20 protein-coding genes are annotated in these 20,966 nt (G+C 44.3%); 17 read left to right on the forward strand and 3 right to left on the reverse strand.

The window, feature by feature from the left end; all coding sequences use genetic code 11:
- The first annotated feature begins 126 nt into the window (after positions 1-126).
- From GT575_RS14010 to GT575_RS14045, 9 genes are all read left to right on the forward strand, one after another.
- Positions 127-942 (forward strand): Cof-type HAD-IIB family hydrolase, encoded by an 816-nt coding sequence (locus GT575_RS14010; RefSeq protein ID WP_055147172.1) that lies wholly within the window; start codon positions 127-129, stop codon positions 940-942.
- A gap of 247 nt (positions 943-1,189) precedes the next feature.
- Positions 1,190-1,684 carry an Lrp/AsnC family transcriptional regulator gene (locus GT575_RS14015; RefSeq protein ID WP_015534003.1) on the forward strand — a complete coding sequence of 165 codons (495 nt, stop codon included), beginning with the start codon at positions 1,190-1,192 and terminating at the stop codon, positions 1,682-1,684.
- Between the two features lie 248 nt (positions 1,685-1,932).
- Complete coding sequence (gdhA, locus tag GT575_RS14020; RefSeq protein ID WP_022216903.1) at positions 1,933-3,294, forward strand: NADP-specific glutamate dehydrogenase; 1,362 nt, start codon at positions 1,933-1,935, stop codon at positions 3,292-3,294.
- A 316-nt stretch (positions 3,295-3,610) separates the two neighbouring features.
- Positions 3,611-4,297, forward strand: a complete 687-nt coding sequence (locus GT575_RS14025) for a polyphosphate polymerase domain-containing protein (protein WP_161172253.1) — start codon at positions 3,611-3,613, stop codon at positions 4,295-4,297.
- Positions 4,298-4,390: 93 nt separating this feature from the next.
- Positions 4,391-5,071, forward strand: coding sequence for a DUF4956 domain-containing protein (locus tag GT575_RS14030; RefSeq protein WP_055224592.1), 681 nt, complete (start codon positions 4,391-4,393; stop codon positions 5,069-5,071).
- Positions 5,072-5,113: 42 nt separating this feature from the next.
- On the forward strand, positions 5,114-6,679 hold the full coding sequence (locus GT575_RS14035; RefSeq protein ID WP_243147911.1) for a carbohydrate-binding domain-containing protein: 1,566 nt from the start codon (positions 5,114-5,116) through the stop codon (positions 6,677-6,679).
- A gap of 3 nt (positions 6,680-6,682) precedes the next feature.
- A complete protein-coding gene (locus GT575_RS15255; RefSeq protein WP_243147912.1) occupies positions 6,683-7,036 on the forward strand; it encodes a hypothetical protein in 354 nt (117 codons plus the stop codon).
- Between the two features lie 144 nt (positions 7,037-7,180).
- Complete coding sequence (locus GT575_RS14040) at positions 7,181-7,711, forward strand: histidine phosphatase family protein (protein WP_022216900.1); 531 nt, start codon at positions 7,181-7,183, stop codon at positions 7,709-7,711.
- 23 nt (positions 7,712-7,734) lie between these two features.
- Positions 7,735-8,811, forward strand: a complete 1,077-nt coding sequence (locus GT575_RS14045) for a putative manganese transporter (RefSeq protein ID WP_161172254.1) — start codon at positions 7,735-7,737, stop codon at positions 8,809-8,811.
- A gap of 117 nt (positions 8,812-8,928) precedes the next feature.
- Here the strand turns inward: GT575_RS14045 and GT575_RS14050 are convergent, their stop codons facing one another.
- Together GT575_RS14050 and GT575_RS14055 are read right to left on the reverse strand one after the other, a co-directional pair.
- The gene (locus GT575_RS14050) at positions 8,929-9,177 is read right to left on the reverse strand and encodes a hypothetical protein (RefSeq protein ID WP_015533997.1); all 249 of its coding nucleotides are present in this window, start codon (positions 9,175-9,177) and stop codon (positions 8,929-8,931) included.
- Between the two features lie 114 nt (positions 9,178-9,291).
- Positions 9,292-10,020, reverse strand: a complete 729-nt coding sequence (locus GT575_RS14055; protein ID WP_055147186.1) for an SDR family NAD(P)-dependent oxidoreductase — start codon at positions 10,018-10,020, stop codon at positions 9,292-9,294.
- A gap of 148 nt (positions 10,021-10,168) precedes the next feature.
- Between GT575_RS14055 and GT575_RS14060 the strand changes: the two genes are divergently transcribed.
- The 8 genes from GT575_RS14060 to guaA all read left to right on the forward strand — a co-directional run bounded on the left by GT575_RS14060 (position 10,169) and on the right by guaA (position 19,939).
- Complete coding sequence (locus tag GT575_RS14060; RefSeq protein WP_055147189.1) at positions 10,169-10,759, forward strand: LytR C-terminal domain-containing protein; 591 nt, start codon at positions 10,169-10,171, stop codon at positions 10,757-10,759.
- 443 nt (positions 10,760-11,202) lie between these two features.
- Positions 11,203-12,315, forward strand: a complete 1,113-nt coding sequence (locus GT575_RS14065) for an ABC transporter ATP-binding protein (protein ID WP_004851294.1) — start codon at positions 11,203-11,205, stop codon at positions 12,313-12,315.
- A 196-nt stretch (positions 12,316-12,511) separates the two neighbouring features.
- A complete protein-coding gene (locus tag GT575_RS14070; RefSeq protein ID WP_055224350.1) occupies positions 12,512-13,600 on the forward strand; it encodes a PucR family transcriptional regulator in 1,089 nt (362 codons plus the stop codon).
- 236 nt (positions 13,601-13,836) lie between these two features.
- Positions 13,837-14,523: a cell division ATP-binding protein FtsE gene (gene ftsE / locus GT575_RS14075; RefSeq protein WP_022216898.1), complete on the forward strand. Its 687-nt coding sequence runs from the start codon at positions 13,837-13,839 to the stop codon at positions 14,521-14,523.
- Positions 14,513-15,421 carry a permease-like cell division protein FtsX gene (ftsX, locus tag GT575_RS14080; RefSeq protein WP_015533994.1) on the forward strand — a complete coding sequence of 303 codons (909 nt, stop codon included), beginning with the start codon at positions 14,513-14,515 and terminating at the stop codon, positions 15,419-15,421. Before ftsE ends, ftsX begins: the two co-directional genes overlap by 11 nt.
- Positions 15,422-15,604: 183 nt before the next feature.
- Positions 15,605-16,840: a murein hydrolase activator EnvC family protein gene (locus tag GT575_RS14085; RefSeq protein ID WP_161172255.1), complete on the forward strand. Its 1,236-nt coding sequence runs from the start codon at positions 15,605-15,607 to the stop codon at positions 16,838-16,840.
- A 64-nt stretch (positions 16,841-16,904) separates the two neighbouring features.
- A complete protein-coding gene (locus GT575_RS14090; RefSeq protein ID WP_055147201.1) occupies positions 16,905-18,137 on the forward strand; it encodes a S41 family peptidase in 1,233 nt (410 codons plus the stop codon).
- Between the two features lie 260 nt (positions 18,138-18,397).
- Positions 18,398-19,939, forward strand: a complete 1,542-nt coding sequence (gene guaA, locus GT575_RS14095; RefSeq protein ID WP_161172256.1) for a glutamine-hydrolyzing GMP synthase — start codon at positions 18,398-18,400, stop codon at positions 19,937-19,939.
- Between the two features lie 225 nt (positions 19,940-20,164).
- Here guaA and GT575_RS14100 read toward each other — a convergent pair whose 3' ends face one another.
- Positions 20,165-20,701: a helix-turn-helix domain-containing protein gene (locus tag GT575_RS14100; RefSeq protein WP_015540712.1), complete on the reverse strand. Its 537-nt coding sequence runs from the start codon at positions 20,699-20,701 to the stop codon at positions 20,165-20,167.
- Positions 20,702-20,966: the final 265 nt, after the last annotated feature.

Raw genomic sequence — 20,966 nt, forward strand, 5'->3', positions numbered from 1 at the left:
GTAGGAAATCGAGTGAATTGTGGGAAAACGAAAGCATTATAAGAAATAATGCACGTTGTATGAAAATGTGTGAGTTGTAGAAATATAGTATGTATTGCAGAAAAATTGTGATAGGTGGGTGACAACATGAAAACTTTATATGTATCAGATCTGGACGGTACGCTTCTTCGCAGCGATGAGACCACATCCGAGTATACAAACAGTGTAATCAATAATCTGACAGATAGAGGAATGATATTCTCTTATGCCACGGCGCGCTCCCTTATCACAGCTAAGAAGGTGACAAGCGGACTGCGGGCAGAAATTCCACTGATCGTATACAATGGGGCGTTTATCGTAGACAATGTTACCGGTGAAGTCCTTGCTGCAAATTACTTTGATGAATCGGTAGGATCAGTGCTTGACGATCTGTTCGGTAATCAGATATTTCCGATAGTGTATGCGCGGATAGATGGCAAGGAGAAATTTTCGTATGTTCCGGAGCTGTGCACAGATGGTATGAAGAAATTCCTGCTCAGCAGGCAGGGGGATGTCAGGACAAATATCGTAAAGTCAGCAGAGAACTTGAAAGTGGGAGATATTTTCTACATAACCTGCATTGACAGTCCGGAAAAATTAAAACCGTTGTACGATAAGTATAAGGATAAATTTCACTGTGTATATCAGAAAGACATTTATACAGATGAACAATGGCTGGAGATCATGCCGTTTGCAGCATCTAAGGCAAATGCAATAAAACAGTTGCAGGAACTTCTGGAATGCGACAGGGTGGTTGCCTTTGGAGATGGCAGGAATGATATAGATATGTTTGAACTTGCTGACGAAAGCTACGCAGTGCAAAATGCTGATGAACAGCTAAAAAGGTATGCCACATCGGTTATATCATCAAATGATGAGGATGGGGTGGCGCATTGGCTTGAGGATAATTATATCGTAAAATGACGAAAACTTATGGGTAAAAATCCAGGTTGGGTATAACGGTAAATATACATAAAAATCAGGTTGTAATTTGCGCAGAGCAGGGTATATAATGACACTACACATTTATAATCTTAAGTAAATATGCTAATATGATTGTGAAACACAAGTCGCACCACGAGATAAGGTGCTTGAATAGGGAAAAGGACAATTGCGGTTATGTAGGATAATATTGTAATTGCCTTAGAAAGTGAGAAGGAGAAGACATCTTATGGAAAAGAAAGAACTGATATACTACAGACTGGATGAGGTGGATGAGAAGATACTTGCCATGCTTCAGGACAATGCACGTGTATCACTCAAGGATATAGGCGCTGAGGTGTCCATGTCACCTACAGCAGTTGGAACAAGAATAGACAGGATGCTTGCCGAGGGCGTGCTTGAGGGATTTACGACCAAGCTCAACCCGGAGGCTATGGGTCATTATATCAAGGCATTTATCAATCTGGAGGTTTCACCTGAGCAGAAGGCTGAGTTCTATCCATATATAGACAGCGTGTTAAATGTTGTGGAGTGCAACTGTGTGACAGGAGATTACTCAATGCTCATTGAGGTACGTTTCAAGACAACAGCAGATCTCGATCATTTTGTTGGTGAACTTCAGAGATTTGGCAAGACAAAGACTCAGATCGTATTCTCCACAAATGTAAAGCACAGATGCAGATACTGGAAGAATGATCTTCACCACGATGAGGAGAAGAAGTAAAAAGTGAAAACTGTGTCGAAAAGACTTTAGACGTTTAACTCAGCGGGAAATACCCCAAAACAAGAAGAATGTTTATAAATAATAAGCTTAATTGATAAAAACAGGGGAAAATTAAGCAAAAACAAAAAAATACTTAGATTTCACAAGTTTTTTCTTTACAATCTTAATTTCCTATACTATAATAGGGAGCGTGGTCAGGAAATAATTAACAGGTCACGATATATAATCAGTTTAGGAGGATTTTTACTATGTCATATGTTGATGAAGTACTCGAGATAGTACAGAAGAAGAATGCAGATCAGCCTGAGTTCTTACAGGCAGTAACAGAGGTTCTTGATTCACTCAGACCTTGTATCGAGGCAAATGAGGAGCTTTACAGAAAGAATGCTATCCTCGAGAGAATCACAGAGCCAGATAGACAGCTCATGTTCAGAGTACCATGGGTAGATGACAACGGACAGGTACAGGTCAACAGAGGTTTCCGTGTACAGTTCAACAATGCCATTGGACCATACAAGGGAGGTCTCAGACTTCACCCATCAGTAAACCTTGGTATCATTAAGTTCCTTGGTTTCGAGCAGGTTTTCAAGAACTCACTTACAACACTTCCAATCGGTGGTGGTAAGGGTGGTTCAGACTTCGACCCTAAGGGTAAGTCAGACAGAGAGATCATGGCATTCTGCCAGAGCTTCATGACAGAGCTTTGCAAGTATATAGGTGCTGATGTCGATGTTCCAGCTGGAGATATCGGAACAGGCGCTAGAGAGATCGGTTTCATGTTCGGTCAGTTCAAGAGAATCCGTGGATCATACGAGGGAGTTCTCACAGGTAAGGGACTTACATATGGTGGATCACTTGCTCGTACAGAGGCTACTGGTTACGGACTGCTTTACCTTACAAACGCACTGTTAAAGGATCATGACATTGATATCGCAGGCAAGACTTGTGCAGTATCAGGTGCTGGTAATGTTGCAATCTACGCAATCCAGAAGGCACATCAGTTAGGTGCTAAGTGTGTTACATGTTCAGATTCTACAGGTTGGATCTACGATCCAGAAGGAATCGATGTTGCACTTCTTAAGGAAGTTAAGGAAGTTAAGAGAGCACGTCTTGATGCTTATGCTGCTGCTAGACCATCAGCTGAGTACCATGTAAAGAAGGATGCAAATGATCACGGCGTATGGTCAATCAAGTGTGACCTTGCTCTTCCATGTGCTACACAGAACGAGCTTAACCTTGACGATGCTAAGATGCTTGTTGCAAACGGCGTTATCTCAGTAACAGAGGGCGCTAACATGCCTACAACTCTTGAGGCTACTAAGTACCTTCAGGAGAATGGTGTTCTCTTCGTTGGTGGTAAGGCTGCAAATGCAGGTGGTGTTGCTACATCAGCTCTTGAGATGAGCCAGAACAGCGAGAGACTTTCATGGACATTCGAGGAAGTTGATGGCAAGCTCAAGGGAATCATGGAGACAATCTACGCTAACATCTCAGATGCAGCAAAGAGATACGACATGACAGTTGGCGGAAACGCAGACTATGTTGCAGGTGCTAACATCGCCGGCTTCGAGAAGGTTGTTGACGCTATGCTTGCTCAGGGTGTTTGCTAATCATAAGCATTTGACGAGAGCCACATCTTCAAATCAACTAGACATAAGATTATAATATAAGACTATAGACGTCCATCTGTGGAGTGATCCGCAGATGGGCGTTTTTGCGTTGCAGTTGTCTTCGGTGACTCCTGTTGGTGTAATCTCTATGTTGTATATCCAATCGGTCGCCGGCACTACCGATTGGATATACAACGTAGAGAATACACACCAACAGGAGTCACCGAAGACAATTTTTTATATTTAAAGTTCGTTTAAGTTTTACAGGCTATTATAGCATCATCAAGAGGAGATAAGACAAGAAAGGATGATGCTTATGGCAGACAACACGTTTAAAAGATATGAACTTAAGTACATGTTAGATAGAGAACAGTACGAGCAGATAATGAGCGAAATGATAAGGTATATGCAGCCGGACAGGTTTGCGCATAGCCAGATCATTAACATATATTTTGACACTCCTTCCCACAGGCTCATCAGAGACTCCATAGAAAAGCCGGTTTACAAAGAGAAGCTCAGGCTCAGAAGCTATGGAGTCCCGAATGACGATTCAGAGGTTTTTATCGAGCTCAAGAAGAAATACAAATCTGTTGTGTACAAAAGGAGGCTGGAGGTGCCTGAACAGGAGGCCATGGATTATCTGGTGGGCGGTCAGCCGCTGCACGAGGATTGTCAGATAGGAAGGGAGATAGATTACTTCATGCAGGTGTACAAGGATCTGGAGCCTGCGGTGGTTCTCTCGTATGAGAGAGATTACTACAAAGGAATAGATGATCCGGAGCTCAGGATCACGTTTGATTACAATATACTGTGGCAGAATGACGATCTGACACTTCAGAAAGAACCATATGGGCACAAGGTCATACCAGAATATAAGGTGTTGATGGAGATCAAGATGTCAGGCGGGTTCCCGCTGTGGCTGTCACATCTGCTCACAAAGTATGGAGCATACAAGACGTCATTTTCAAAGTATGGAGAGGCGTATAAACAGATGGTAGGCTGACATAAGTGGATCATATACATTTAAAGCCAGAAACTAAAAAAGACGAATTATTTAAATGATAAAGTGGCAAACATAGACAGGAGGAGATAGAAGATGACAGGATTATTTGACAGTATATTTGGAACGGCGACAACGATAACGGTGCAGGAGTTTCTGATCTGCATAGCGGTATCTCTTGTGATAGGCGTATTCCTTGCAGGGGTGTACGCGTTTAGGAGTAAATATACACAGAGCTTTTTGGTGACATTGGCACTTATACCTGCGGTTGTGTGCGTGGTGATCATGATGGTAAATGGCAATGTTGGCGCGGGTGTTGCTGTGGCAGGTGCATTCAGCCTTGTAAGGTTCAGATCGGTTCCAGGTTCGGCAAAGGAGATATGCGCCATATTCCTTGCGATGGGAGCTGGACTTGTGACCGGAATGGGATTTATAGGATATGCAGTATTATTTGCCGCCATACTAGGCGGAGCGATGTTCATTTGCAGCCTTACTGGATTTGGCGGCGGAAGGGATGAAGAGAGAGCCCTGAAGATCACCGTGCCTGAAAATCTCGACTATACAGAGGCATTTGATGAGATACTTGCCGACTGTACAGACAGTTACAGACTGATAAATGTGAAGACGACCAACATGGGAAGCCTGTTCAAGCTTACATATGTGGTGAAGCTTAAGAAGCACACAAATCAGAAGGATATGATAGATAAGCTCAGAGTGAGAAATGGCAACCTTGAGATCATGCTGGCACAGGTGGATTCGGGGGACATGACATTGTAGAAGTCAGTTGATAAGGCAGATACTTAGTAAGGAGATGATCGTATGAGGAAGAATAAATATATGAGACATAGAGCGGAAATCCGCAAATGTCTGGCTATAGGGTTGACAGCGGCCATGTGCATGGCAATGCTTGCCGGATGTTCAACCAGCCAGAGCACAAGCTCGACTTCTGATACTGAGGTGACAAGTGATGTGAGCACAGAGACGGACGCTGATAAAGAATGCCCAAATGGCAGTGCGGATGCAGAGAATACCAGTGTAAAGACAGAGATGACTGTGGAGGAAATGCAGGCGGCTATAGATGAAGCCATGAGCGATGCGGCTATAGATATAACAGATATGTTCACGAAGCGGGATCTGGCGGGAAACTATGATGAGAGCGAGGCTGTAAAGATAACATTATCGGGAAAGACAGCCGCATGTAATAGTTCAAATGTTCAGATCGAGGATGGAGTGGTGACGATCAAAGCGGCCGGTGTATACGTTCTGTCAGGGACATTCACAGACGGCACCATCGTGGTGGATGCGGGCGATGACGATAAGGTTCAACTTGTACTTGACGGAGTATCGATCACGGCTGCGGACTATGCGGCTATATATGCAAAGAACGCTGACAAGGTATTTGTTACGTTGGCGGAAGGGGCAGGGAACAGTCTTACGGTATCCGGAGACTACGTCCAGACGGATGACAATAATGTGGACGCTGTGATATTTGCCAAATGTGATCTCACACTTAATGGCACTGGAAGCCTGACGGTCAAGGATAACACGGGACATGGAATCGTGTCCAAGGATGACCTGGTGGTTACAGGCGGCACTTATACCATATACAGTCAGGATCACTGCCTGAACGGCAAGGATAGCGTGAGAATTGCGGATGGAACATTTAACCTGAGTTGTGATGAGGATGGTATACATGCGGGAAATGACGACCAGCAGGATGGATATGTATATATAGAAGGCGGAGACATCAACATATCGGTTGGGGATGACGCGCTCCATGCGGAGGGACTTCTGATAATAACTGGTGGAGATATAGATGTATCTAAGAGTTGTGAGGGGGTAGAGGGGTATAAGATCCTTGTGACTGGCGGTGATATAGATGTGATATCCAGTGATGACGGCTTCAATGCAGCTGGAGGCAGCTCAGGCTCGGGAGACAACCATGATGGTTTTGGAGACGGCCCAGGTATGGGCGGAGTGGACATGGATGCCGACAATGATGCATATATTCTTATAACAGGAGGAAGGATAAATATAAATGCCAACGGTGATGGAATAGATTCCAATGGCTGCATTGGAATTACAGGAGGCAGCGTATATGTACTCGGCCCGTCGGACAATGGCAATGGCGCGATGGACTACGGAATCTGTGCGGCGATAACAGGCGGTGAGATCGTGGCTGTGGGTGGTTCCGGTATGGCTCAGGGATTTGGAGATGAGTCCACACAGTGCTCGGCTCTTGTTAACTTTGATGAGTGGGTTGACGCCGGCGAAACGATCACACTTACTGATTCAGATGGCAAGGAGGTGTTCAGCTATAAGGTGGATAAGAAATTTAACTCGGTTGTTATCAGCACATCAGACATGAAACAGGGGGATAACTAAACTTTGACTGTCGGTGACCAGAACAGTACATTTACACTGGACGATATTACATACAGCGAGGGCTCAGGCGGAATGCAGAGACCGGGCGGCAATTTAGATAATGGCGGAATACAGAGACCGGGCGGCAACTCAGATGATGGAAATATGCAGAGACCAGGTGGTAATTCAGACGATGGAAATATGCAGAGACCAGGCGGCAACTCAGATGATGGAAATATGCAGAGACCAGGTGGCAATTCAGATGATGGAAATATGCAGAGACCGGATGGTGATTCAGATAATGGGCAGAATGACAGCGCAAATGGCAGTTCACAGAACAAAGACAATAGTTCGAGCTCAGACAGCATGAGCATATAGAAGATAATTACAGACGCTTTAATAGCCGAAAACAGTTGATTAATTTGCAAAAATGCTTAATATTATAAAGACATGAGATTTTTGTAGTTAATACACAGTTGGGAGAAAGAGCAGATATTCAATATGACTGGAAGGAGAAAACATATGAAGTTATATGTTGCAAGACACGGAGAGACGGAATGGAACAGACTTAATAAGGTCTGTGGCAGGACAGATTCCCCTCTTACAGATAAAGGACTTCAGCAGGCACAGCTCCTTGCAGAGAGATTGGATAGCTGCTCTATTGACGTGATAATAGCATCGCCGCTCTCCAGAGCACAGGAGACAGCACGAGCGGTGGCGGAGAGAAAGCATTTGCCGGTACTTACGGATGAAAGGCTTATAGAACAGGATTACGGTGTGTATGAGGGTGTCCAGAGGGACGACAGGGATTTCCTGAACAATAAAAGAATGTTCGCATACAGATATCCTGGTGGAGAATCCATGATGGATATTGCCAGGAGAACGTACGATCTTATAATTGAAACCCGCGAGACCTATCCGGATTCGTCGGTACTGTTTGTCTGCCATAACGGAATATGCAGGGTGATATGCAGCTATTTCATGGATATGACCAACGAGGAGTATTTTGGATTCAGTCAGGACAATTGTGGGTACAATATCTACGAGTGCTGATCTGAGAAGGAGTGTTTTATAATATGAAGGAATTGCTTATAGATTCATTTAAGGATGCACTGTTTGATACGGTGAAGCTCATCCCGTTTCTGCTCATCACCTATGTGGTCATGGAGTGGCTTGAGAGAAAAACTGCAGGCCGACAGGCACATGTGCTTGGAAAGGCAGAGAAGCTTGGGCCATTGATTGGCGGAGTGCTGGGAATAGTGCCACAGTGCGGATTTTCACTTATGGCATCCAACCTGTACAGCGGAGGCGTGATAGGGGCGGGCGTGCTCATAGCCGTGTTCATGTCAACCTCGGACGAGATGCTGCCGATCATGCTGTCAAATGACGCGATAAGCGCGGGGACAATAGTGAAGATCCTTGCGACAAAGGCGGTCATAGCCGTAATAACAGGCTATATAGTAGGATTTGTGCTGGACAGACTGAGAAAGCCGGTCCAGGTAAAGAAGATAGATCCAGTCCACAGACATGGCGGACATGATGAACACGAACACCATGGCGGACATGTGCACAGTGACACTGCAAAAGTGGCAGAAAGCTCCATACATACACAGAATATAGTGTATAAGGATGCTGCTGAGAAGAAAGGAAAGGGACATGTGCATGACTATGTCCATGAGCACAGTCACGACCACGGACATTTGGGAGAGAAGAATATCCATGAGGTGTGCGAACAGGAACACTGCGACTGCGAGGGTGGAATATTCAGATCTGCTCTGGTGCACACTGCAAAGATTGCGATATTTATATTTATATTCTCACTTGTGATAAATGTGATCATAGAGGCTGTAGGAGAGGAATCCATAGCCCGCATATTCAATGATGTGCCTGTGCTTGGAGAGGCGGCAGCAGCGTTGGTGGGTCTTATTCCTAACTGTGCGGCATCAGTCATAATAACCGAGCTGTATCTTCAGGGAATACTCAGCGAGGGTGCTATGATGTCAGGACTTCTGGTGAGTGCAGGAGTAGGACTTGTGGTGCTCTTTAGGATGAACAGGCATAGACCTGTGGAGAATATAAGGATAGCAGTGGTGCTGTATGCTGCAGGACTTGCGTGGGGACTCATAATAAATGCTCTTGGAATCACATTTTAGCAGAGTGTAGAAAAAATAAATGTAAGCGATGCGCAGTGACTGCATTGCAATAAAGTAAAAAAGGGCTGCGAAAAAACTCAATCGAGTTTTTTCACAGCCCCTTGTGTGTGTGTGTTGTTACTTTGTACGTTTCTTACCGCAGACAGGACAGATATCCTGATCCGTAGGCTGTCCGCATCCCCAGCAGATCCAAGTGTCCCCTTCACTGGATGGTTGCTCCGCCAACTTTTGTGTCGGCTTCATCTTGAAGTTTTTGGAAACAATCTCCACATTGCCGTCCTCGTCAAGAGTAGTCTTGATATCTGCGGCGGCGGGAGTTGTGTCCGATGAAATATTTTTCTTCTTTTTCCCAAATCCAAATCCCATTTTATAACCCCGATTCTATAACATATATAAAATATTCTAATGCAATATATACAATTAAGCAATAGAAATTTGGACGAAATTGCCTATACTGTTGTAAAATTTGATGAAAAGCACCTATTGCCATGCGCCATCAAATGTGATCACCTGACCATTCAGGTATTCTCCACACTCGGCAATGTGCACAATGAAATCTGCCGCTTCAGAAGGTATGGCCATTCTTCCTGCAGGTATTTCATCCTCCAGCATCTGGCGTTCCTCCGGTGACAGATGACCGTTCATGGAGGTGTCAATTGCGCCAAATGCTATGGCGTTGACAGTTATACCGCTTGGAGCAAGCTCTTTTCCAAGAGCCTTTGAGAAGGAATTTACAGCACCCTTGGAGGCTGAATATGCGACCTCACACGACGCACCGACATTTCCCCACACGGATGAGATATTGATTATGTGTCCTTTGTGGTGCTGGATCATGTGAGGAACCACGAGTCGGCAGCTATTGAAAACCGAGTACACATTTGACTTCATGGTTCTGTCAAAATCCTGTGCGGTCATATCGTTTATAAGCCCCACATAAGATATGCCGGCATTGTTGATGAGGAGATCGATGTCGCTGCCGAGATGATCTATGGTATTTTGTATAAACTTCTCCATAAATTCCATATCCCCGGCGTCTCCGGTCTCACAGTAACAGATGCAGCCTTTTGCCATAAGTTCGTCTCTCAGAGAGAGAAGCTCTTCTTTGTGTTTGAATGAAGTGATAGATATGCTGTTATATTTGCCTGAAAGCGCCAGTGCTGTCGCCCTTCCGATGCCTGTCGAGGCGCCAATTATTATCGCTGTTTTCAAATCTGTACCTCCGCTATTTGTGAACAAAAATTTAATTCTAGTATATCATGCGAATTAAATGTTGAAAATAAAAAAGCACTTTGGTATACTCTAGTTGTTTTTGTTAACAAATGAGAATATACATTTATATTGAGATGGAGGCTATATAATGGGTAAGAAAGTAATGAAATTATTCTTAGATACAATGCTCAGAGCAGCGGTTATCATACTTGCAGTGGCTATAGTTGTCATGCTCGTACTGCTTGCACGAACCGTCAGCAAGAGCAAGAAATCAGACGCATCGGACACGGGCAATAAGACAAGCATCGTGACTGAGGAGTCAGATCCGTCAGATCCTACATTTGGAGGTTCAGGCGATGCTGCAGACAGCTCAGACACATCAGCGGATGACAGCTCACAGGACGCTTCAACAGAGGATGCAAATGCAGGAAATGGCAAGAATGCAAAAGTAGTAGTGCTCAACGCATCAGGCGTGTCAGGTGTGGCAGCTACATGGCAGACAACACTCACAGCGGATGGATACACATCAGTAGATATAGGAACATATGACAACGGAGATCAGTCAACAACAGTTATCTACACATCAGATTCATATGATGTGAGCGGACTTGTAAGCCTTCTGGGTGGAGCGGCAACGGCTGACAGATCAGATATTGACTCATCTGTTGCTTCAGATGTCGACATTTCAGGTGCAGACATTGTCGTAGTAATAGGTGTGGACAACGCAGCCAACAACTAGATATAGAAGAATATGTAGAAAATATATAGAAAACTCTGCTGATATCGGAATAGAAAACACCGATATCAGCAGAGTTTTTTTACTGTAGTACAAAATGTTACAGATTTTGCCGGCTGTTCTACATTTTTCTGGTTTGTCAAGTATATATATGAGTAAAAACAATAGGCAAAAGTAATAAAATATACCGAAAACGTGACGAAAAACCCTATTGACATAAATGAGTATGGTGAAGGTTTCACAAAAAAGGAAGTTTAAACCAAGGGAAAACGGTTCGAAAACCGTCAAAATGTTGCAAAATTTGTGCACGTATACAATTTAGACAAAAGTTCAAAAATTTTTTTGAGCAATAATCACATAGAATGAAAAATGCCAATGATGTAGAATAACAATAGTTTTTAGGGTGAACAAAAACAAGATTATATACACTACGGAGGTAATTTCAAATGGCAAGTTTATCACTTAAGAACATTTACAAGGTATATCCTAACGGATTCAACGCAGTTAAGGACTTCAACCTTGAGATCGAAGACAAGGAGTTCATCATCTTTGTTGGACCATCAGGATGTGGAAAGTCAACAACTCTTAGAATGATAGCAGGACTTGAGGATATCAGCTCAGGTGAGTTATGGATCGGCGACAAGCTCGTAAACGATGTAGAGCCAAAGGACAGAGATATTGCGATGGTATTCCAGAACTACGCTCTGTACCCACATATGTCAGTATATGATAACATGGCATTTGGACTTAAGTTAAGAAAGGTTCCAAAGGAGAAGATCGACAAGGCTGTACATGAGGCAGCTAAGATTCTTGATATCGAGCATCTTCTTGACAGAAAGCCAAAGGCTTTATCAGGTGGACAGAGACAGCGAGTTGCTATGGGACGTGCAATTGTCCGTGAGCCAAAGGTATTCCTTATGGACGAGCCTCTTTCAAACCTTGATGCTAAGCTTCGTGTACAGATGCGTGTTGAGATCTCAAAGCTTCATCAGAGACTCCAGACAACTATCATCTACGTAACACATGACCAGACAGAGGCTATGACACTTGGTACAAGAATCGTAGTTATGAAGGATGGTATCATCCAGCAGGTAGATACACCTCAGAACCTCTACGACAAGCCATGTAACCTGTTCGTTGCCGGATTCATGGGTATGCCACCTATGAACTTCATCGATTGTAAGGTTGTTAAGTCAGGTGCTGACGTTCTCCTTATGTTCGGTTCACATTCAATCAAGGTTCCAGACAGCAAGGCTGAGAGACTTATCGCACTTGATGCTATCGATAAGGAAGTTGTTCTTGGTATCCGTCCAGAGGATATTCATGATGAGCAGCTCTTCATCGAGTCATCACCAGAGAGCGTAATCGATGCAAGAATCAACATCTACGAGATGCTTGGTGCCGAGGTTTACTTATACTTCACAATCGACCAGTTCGATATCACCGCAAGAGTAAATGCTCGTACAACAGCTAGACCTGGCGACACAGTTCAGTTCGCATTTGACTTAAGCAAGATTCATATCTTCGATAAGGAGACAGAGGAGATCCTTGTTAACTAGTCTTAGATAACACATAGAACTTACAATTACACTCCAGATAACTGGAAACAGTAGTTTAATTCTTGAAAAATTGAGAAAATGCAGAAAATACATATAAAAAATCTGCATTTTCTCTTTTTTTTTCTACAATTTTGCTTTAAAATAAGAGTAATGGATTACGGGATAAAACGTATAATGAGTATAAGGAGTGAAAAGAATGATATCAAACCAGATTCTTCAGGATACAATAGACGGATTAAAAGGTATAACAAGAACTGACCTGTGCGTGTTGGACACAGAGGGAAAAGTGCTTGCGTCAACACTTAAGGATATAGATGACTGCGAGGATTCAGTTCGTGCATTTGTTGATTCACCAGCAGAGAGCCAGGTTGTAAGAGGTTATCAGTTCTTCAAGGTGTTTGACGATAACCAGTTAGAGCATATTCTCATGGCAAAGGGCGAGACCGATGATACATATATGGTCGGCAAGATTGCAGCATTTCAGATCCAGAACCTTCTGGTCGCATACAAGGAGAGATTTGACAAGGACAACTTTATCAAGAACCTTCTTTTAGACAATCTCCTTCTGGTTGATATCTACAACAGAGCAAAGAAGCTCCACATAGATACTGATGTGAGAAGAATCGTATTTATCATAGAGACAAAGAATGAGAAGGATACCAATGCACTTGAGACAGTACGTAATATCTTCTCAGCCAAGACAAAGGATTTCATCACTGCTGTGGACGAGAAGAACATCATTCTTGTCAAGGAAGTCAAGTCCAACGAGACATATGACGACATGAACAAGATTGCCAAGGTCATCGTTGACATGCTCAATACCGAGGCGATGTCATCTGTACATGTATCATTCGGAACAATTGTCAATGAGATAAAGGAAGTTTCACGTTCATACAAAGAGGCTAAGATGGCTCTGGATGTTGGAAAGATATTCTATGAGAACACAGATATCATAGCATACAGCAATCTTGGAATAGGACGACTTATTTACCAGCTTCCACTTCCTCTGTGCAAGATGTTCATCAGAGAGATATTTGACGGCAAGAGCCCTGATGAGTTTGACGAGGAGACTTTGTCAACTATCAACAAGTTCTTTGAGAACAGCCTGAACGTATCAGAGACATCAAGACAGTTGTACATCCACAGAAATACTCTGGTATACAGACTTGATAAGTTGCAGAAGAGCACAGGCCTTGATCTGAGAGTATTCGAGGATGCCATCACATTCAAGATCGCTCTTATGGTTGTAAAGTACATGAAGTACATGGAGTCACTGGATTATTAAAATGTCCGGTGGACAGTTATCTGGAATATAGATTGCATAGAAGCGGCAGCCTTACATATGGATATATGAAGACTGCCGCATCGTGTATTAATTTTAATTCACAAACTATACACAACAAAACAATCAATATGTAGTATAATGAAGCGTGGATGAAATGAATCAGAATCATCCGACTATGGACAAATGTAAGATAATGTACAGTTTATGCCGTAAAGAGGCAATATAGGAGACATGAGATGATAGAGTTAGAGAACGTGAGTATGACATACCCTGGGGGCAATCAGGCGCTCAAGAATGTGAACATCAATATAGAAAAGGGCGAGTTCGTATTTATAGTTGGAAGCAGTGGATCAGGCAAGACCACTCTGTTTAGGCTTCTGCTCAAGGAGCTCGATCCTACGGAGGGCAATATCACTGTTGCCGGATACGACTATGGCAAGATAAAGAGAAAAGATATACCGAAGGTCAGAAGAAGGATTGGAGTCGTATTCCAGAACTTCAGGCTTCTGAAGGACAGGACTATATACGAGAATGTTGCATTTGCACAGAGAGTTATCCAGACTCCGGCGAGATACATCAGAAGACGTGTTCCGGCCATGCTGACGCTGGTTGGACTTGCAGACAAGTACAAATCATATCCAAAAGAGCTCTCAGGTGGTGAGCAGCAGAGAGTTGCCATGGCGAGAGCACTGGTCAACAATCCTGACATCATACTGGCGGATGAGCCTACAGGAAATCTCGATCCTAAGAACTCACTGGATATCATGAACCTCCTTGAGGATATCAACAAGAGAGGAACCACAGTTGTCGTGGTAACCCACAACAAGGATATCGTCAATGAGATGAAGAAGAGAGTTATCACCCTGAAGAAGGGTGTAATTATCAGCGACGAGAAGGAAGGAGGATATATAGATGAAGATTAGTACATTTTTCTATATCCTCAGACAGGGCTTTGCAAATATAAGAAGAAATATTCTGTTCTCACTTGCATCACTTGGAACCATCATATCATGTCTGTTCCTCTTTGGAATCATATATGCGGTAGTTGTAAACTTTCAGTCCGGTATGCAGGAGCTTGAGAATACAGTTACAATATCAGTGTTCTTTGACGAGGATGTGTCGGACGACACGATACAGCTTATCGGATCACAGATAAGAACTCTGGATTATGTAAACACGATGGATTACGTGTCGGCGGATGACGCATGGAATAAATTTGTTGAGCAGAACTACGATGATCCACAGGCGGCAAAGAATGCATTTGGCGAGGACAATCCACTTAAGAATTCGGCCTCATATGAGGTTACGCTCAAGGATGTGGCCAGACAGCCGGAGTTCGTGGCATTTGCCCAGGGGCTTTCAGGAGTCAGAAAGGTCAAGAGCTCTGACGTGACTGCGGACAGCATCACGACACTGTCATCCCTTGTCGGATATGCATCCATAGGAATAGTTGTGATACTGATGCTGGTATCTATCTTCCTTATAAGCAATACTATCACCATAGGTATCACGGTGCGAAAGGAAGAGATAGGGATCATGAAGCTGATCGGTGCGACAAATGTATTTGTACGGGCGCCGTTCATCATAGAGGGTGTGATCATAGGTGCGGTCGGTTCGGCTATACCTCTGGTTCTTCTGTACTACATGTATGATAAGATACTGACATATGTTGCCGGAAGATTTAAGGTTGTCACAACGCTGTTTGCATTTGTGAGCCAGCATGACCTGTTCAAGACCATGATACCGGTTGGACTTGTGCTTGGTATCGGTGTTGGACTGGTAGGAAGTATCCTTACCACGAGGAAGCATTTGAGAGTATGATATAATGAGCATTGCGACGGATGCGCTTGCGCAAGACGTCATAATGCGAATGCCCTCATTGAGCCGGCAGGCGATATAATATAAAGAAGCACGCTGATGCGTGCGCAGGTCATCGCGCTCACGCACGACGACATAAGATATACTAGTTAATTGTTAGATGGGGATAACAAGGAGTAGTAGATTATGAAAAAGAAAGTCAATGTAAAAGGGAATATCAGAAGGATGGCATTGCTTGTTGCGGGATGTGTAGTCATGGGGGGCATGGCTGCGTCTCAGACCGGGGGAAATATGGCATATGCCATGACGAAGGAAGAGGCTGAGCGTCAGAAGGATGATGCCAGTGAAAACGAGAAGAATGCCAAGGACGTTCTGGATTCTCTGGAGGAACAGCAGAATAAGATCGTTCAGGACGTTGCGGATCTGGATGCCAAGATGACATCCGTCCAGACTCAGATAACGAGCCTGCAGGAGCAGACAGACGAGCTCCAGACGGAGATAGACACAACTCAGAAAAGTCTGGATGAAGCTCAGAAGGCAGAGGATGAGCAGTATGAGGCGATGAAGCAGAGAATACAGTATCTGTATGAGGAGGGGGAGACGGAATATGTCGATGCCCTGCTCAAATCCATATCATTCAGCGATCTCCTGAACAAATCAGAGTATATAGACCAGATATCGGAATACGATCAGAGGCAGCTTGCAAAGCTGATCAAGACCAAGACAGATATTGCCAATTATGAGGCGCAGCTTGAATCTGACCTCAGACAGGTGGAGTCGGTCAAGACGGATCTGGAGAGTAACGAGGCTGAACTGCAGACCATTATAGATCAGAAGCAGGAAGAGATCACCAGATATGATGGTGATATAGAAGCCCAGAAGTCGTTGATGAACAAGTTCACTGTGGCCCGTGAGGAAGCCGAGAGACGTATCGCGGAGATATCCAGACAGGAGATGGGCAAGGCAAATGCAAATGGTACGGGTGCGTATACGAAAGATGGAAAGGTATACGACACCTCCAAATATAAGGGCAAATTCATGTGGCCGGTATCGACCGGAGGTGTTATCACGGATGAATTTGGTTACCGAGATGCTCCTACAGCGGGAGCAAGTACATATCATCAGGGACTTGATATAGGCTGTGATTATGGAACAGATATTGTTGCGGCGGAGGCCGGCACAGTCGTGATGTCCTGCTACAATGGCGGCGGTGGCAACATGGTCATGATCAGCCACGGCGGCGGAATATGTACGGTATATATGCACAACTCACAGCTATGTGTAAATGTTGGCGACAAGGTTGTGAAAGGTCAGGTCATAGCAAAGGCAGGAAGTACGGGTGTGTCGACAGGTCCGCATTGCCATTTTGGCGTGTCGATAGACGGAACGTATGTCAATCCGCATGACTTCCTTGGACAGTAGACCGGGCAGGGGATATGGAGAGATTCAGGTATTTGATGGCAATACAAGGTTAGGAGATAATGATATGAGGAAAATGTTGAAGAAGACAGTAGTGACAGCGGTGCTGGCAAGTACGGTGATCGGTCTGACGGGCTGCGGTACATCAGGTGTGTTCAGTGGCACACTCAGCGGCAAAACCGGCAGTTCCACCAAGATAACCTATGATGGCAATTTGTTGGATGCGGACGTACTTGACAAGACAGCGAAGATCGAGAGTATCATAGACAATTATTATTACAATGATATTGACGATGATACGATCAGGGAGGGCATATACAAGGGTATAATGGAATCCCTTGACGATCCGTATGCACAGTATTACACCAAGGAAGAGTATGCCAAGCTGCAGGAGGATGATTCGGGTGAGTATGCCGGAATCGGAGTTACGGTCAGCAAGGATGAGGATACGGGATATGTCCGTGCGGTAAATATCCTTGAGGGTGCACCGGCTGAGAAGGTGGATATACAGCCTGATGACATTATTGTACAGATAGATGATCACGAGATCACTACAGACGATGATCTTGACTACCTCGTATCACTCATAAGAGGCGATGCTGGAACTGATGTTACGCTGAAGATATACAGGGAGCGTGATAAGGCTTACCACGATGTCACCATCACCAGGGAGATCGTTGAGTACAGCACGGTATCATCATTTATGATAGACGACAAGATTGGATATGTGAGGATCACGCAGTTCATAGACAACACAGACGAGCTTTTCCAGAAGGCAGTTGAGGAGCTCAAGAATGAGGGCATGCAGGCACTGATGATCGATGTCAGAAGTGATCCGGGTGGAATGCTCACCACGGTCGTAAACATTTGCGACTATCTGCTCCCAGAGGGAACCATAGTGTCCATCAAGGACAAGACCGGCAAGGTTGTGGACGAGTATAAATCGACAGATGATGAATACCTCGATATGCCTATGGTAGTCCTGACAAATGAGTACAGTGCCAGTGCGTCAGAGATACTTACATCGGCACTCAAGGAATTCGGGGCTGCAACTGTTGTAGGAAAGAATACCTACGGTAAGGGAATCGTGCAGAGCGTTATACCACTTGGTGATGGCACAGCGATCAAGCTCACGACACAGAAGTATTTCACACACGACGACAACGATATCCACAAGAAGGGTGTTGCGCCTGATATTGAAGTGGATCTTCCAGATGATTATACCTATGAGGATTTCCAGGGCAAGAATGACAGCCAGTACCAGAAGGGTATTGAGGTTCTGAAGGAGAAGCTGAAGTAGGGATTAAGATAGAGATTGGTATAAATATAGTTATATAATAGATTTCAATATTGAGTGGGCAGGGCAGATGACGTTACTGCGTTATATAAATTTGTCAGTGAAGTATCTGTTCGAATGCTATCGTATATGTAAAATGCATAAATAATTAAAACAACATAATTTTTAGATAATATGCAGCACAAAAGTGCTGCATATTGTGTTATACTAGGAAATGTTCAGAAATCTGTTATAAGTAATAAAAGGCAACAAAGGAGATATACATGGATAAGGAACTGATTATCGTATTGGACTTTGGCGGACAGTACAACCAGCTGATCGCCAGACGTGTAAGAGAGTGTAATGTATATGCCGAAGTACATCCGTACACATTGCCGCTGGAGAAGATCAAGGAGATGAATCCAAAGGGAATCATCTTCACAGGCGGACCAAACAGCGTATACAAAGACGATTCACCTAGCTGCAGCAAGGAAATATTTGAACTGGGTATTCCTATTCTCGGAATATGTTACGGTTCACAGCTCATGGCTCATCTGCTGGGCGGCAAGGTCAGCACGGCCCCTGTCAGCGAGTATGGAAGAACAGAGGTTGAGGTTGACAAGACATCCAAGCTGTTTGCAGATGTGAATGACAAGACCATCTGCTGGATGAGTCACACAGACTATATTGCAGAGGTACCAGAGGGCTTCAAGAAGACAGCTTACACTCCTGTATGCCCAGTGGCAGCCATGGAGAATGCTGAGAAGAAGCTGTATGCGACTCAGTTCCACCCAGAGGTTATGCACACCGAGGAAGGTATGAAGATGCTCAGAGCATTTGTCATGGATGTATGCCAGTGTGCAGGCGACTGGAAGATGGATTCATTTGTAAAAGATACAATAGAGAGTCTCCGGGCCAAGATAGGCGATGGCAAGGTGCTGTGCGCCCTGTCAGGCGGTGTTGACTCATCAGTAGCTGCGGTTCTCCTGTCCAAGGCGATAGGCAAGCAGCTTACATGTGTGTTCGTAGACCACGGCCTTCTTCGTAAGAATGAGGGCGACGAGGTTGAGGCGGTATTTGGACCGGACGGCCCATATGACCTGAACTTCATCAGAGTAAATGCTCAGGACAGATTCTACAGCAAGCTTGCCGGAGTAACCGAGCCTGAGGCAAAGAGAAAGATAATAGGCGAGGAATTCATCCGTGTATTCGAGGAGGAGGCCAAGCAGATCGGTGCCGTTGACTTCCTCGTACAGGGAACCATATATCCTGATGTCATCGAGTCAGGCCTTGACAAGTCAGCGGTCATCAAGTCCCACCACAACGTAGGCGGACTTCCTGACTATGTAGATTTCAAGGAGATCGTGGAGCCACTCCGTCTTCTCTTCAAGGACGAGGTCCGCAAGGCCGGCCTTGAGCTTGGAATCCCAGAGTACCTGGTATTCCGTCAGCCATTCCCAGGCCCAGGCCTTGGAATAAGAATCATCGGAGAGGTCACAGCCGAGAAGGTCAAGATCGTTCAGGATGCCGACGCCATCTACCGTGAGGAAATCGCAAAGGCAGGCCTCGACAGAAGCCTCGGTCAGTACTTCGCAGCCCTGACCAACATGCGTTCAGTTGGCTGTATGGGAGATTTCAGAACCTACGATTACGCCGTAGCACTCCGTGCTGTAAATACAACAGACTTCATGACAGCTGATTGTTCAGAGATACCATTTGAAGTTCTTCAGAAGGTAATGAACAGGATCATCAATGAGGTTAAGGGTGTGAACAGGGTAATGTATGATTTGACTAGTAAGCCACCTGGAACGATTGAGTTTGAATAAACAAAAATGCTTAGTAAAACCGGCGTTTATGCGGGTTTGCAGCACTTTTAAAAGTCTTTTGATAACAAATTGATAACAGTTGCATGAGAGCCATTATTCTTATAATCCGGTGGTTTTAAGGTTAGAGAATGATTGACAGGTGGTTGTGCAACTAATAAATCCATATTATTTAGAAAGCCCTTAGCTGTGGGTAAAAACTCATGGCTAAGGGCTTTTTTGTCGTATTTATTTATCTGGTTTGAGTTTGTCTTGGAACATTTCGACCAGAGTGTCGCTAAGTGCCTGTGATGGGACTTTTGCCCATGTTTGAGTGGTATCAAACTCCGGGTAGTGGTAACGCCACTCATCGTATTTGTCTTTACTGATTTCTTCAGAAGATAGCTTGTCAGCCTGTTCTTTCCAGGCATACAGCAATTTCCGGAGTTCGTGAGCGTCTTTGCCTTTGGAAGTATCGACTTTCAGACAGATTTCTCCGTCTTCTGATTCACTGACAGTCAGACCGTACAAATCTTCAAGGGTAAACAAAGTGTGCATCAGTCCGATATAGCTGTCAATGTCCGGCACATCAAGGGCATGAGGGGAAACATCCAGAGCCTGTGCCAGTGCAGCAGTAAGTTCCGCTTTCGGTTTTCTTGTTCCTGTTTCATATTGTGCTAAACGTACATCGGCACTTCGCTCAGGAAAGCCGACAATCGTACCAAGATATTTTTGTGTCATCCCACGCAGAATGCGGAAAAAATGGATTCTCTCTCCAATCGCCATAACGTGTCCACTCCTTGTATGTATTTTACAATGAGTATAGCAGATATGTTTAGGAGAAGTCAAGATAATACAAAACAAAAAAGTTTAATATTTTCAGAAAAGCCACTTGACACAAGCAAATATGCTTAGTATAATAAGTTCAAATTAAGCAAATAAGTTTAATAAAAACAAAATGACCGTCCGAACAGTATAAACCGCCAAGACCTTGCCAGACGGCAAGCGAGCGCCTGATCTATTACGGTATATCGGGACAGCACAGTGCCGA

Source organism: Coprococcus sp. BIOML-A2 (genome assembly GCF_009875795.1).
In the GTDB taxonomy this organism is placed as follows: domain Bacteria; phylum Bacillota; class Clostridia; order Lachnospirales; family Lachnospiraceae; genus Coprococcus; species Coprococcus aceti.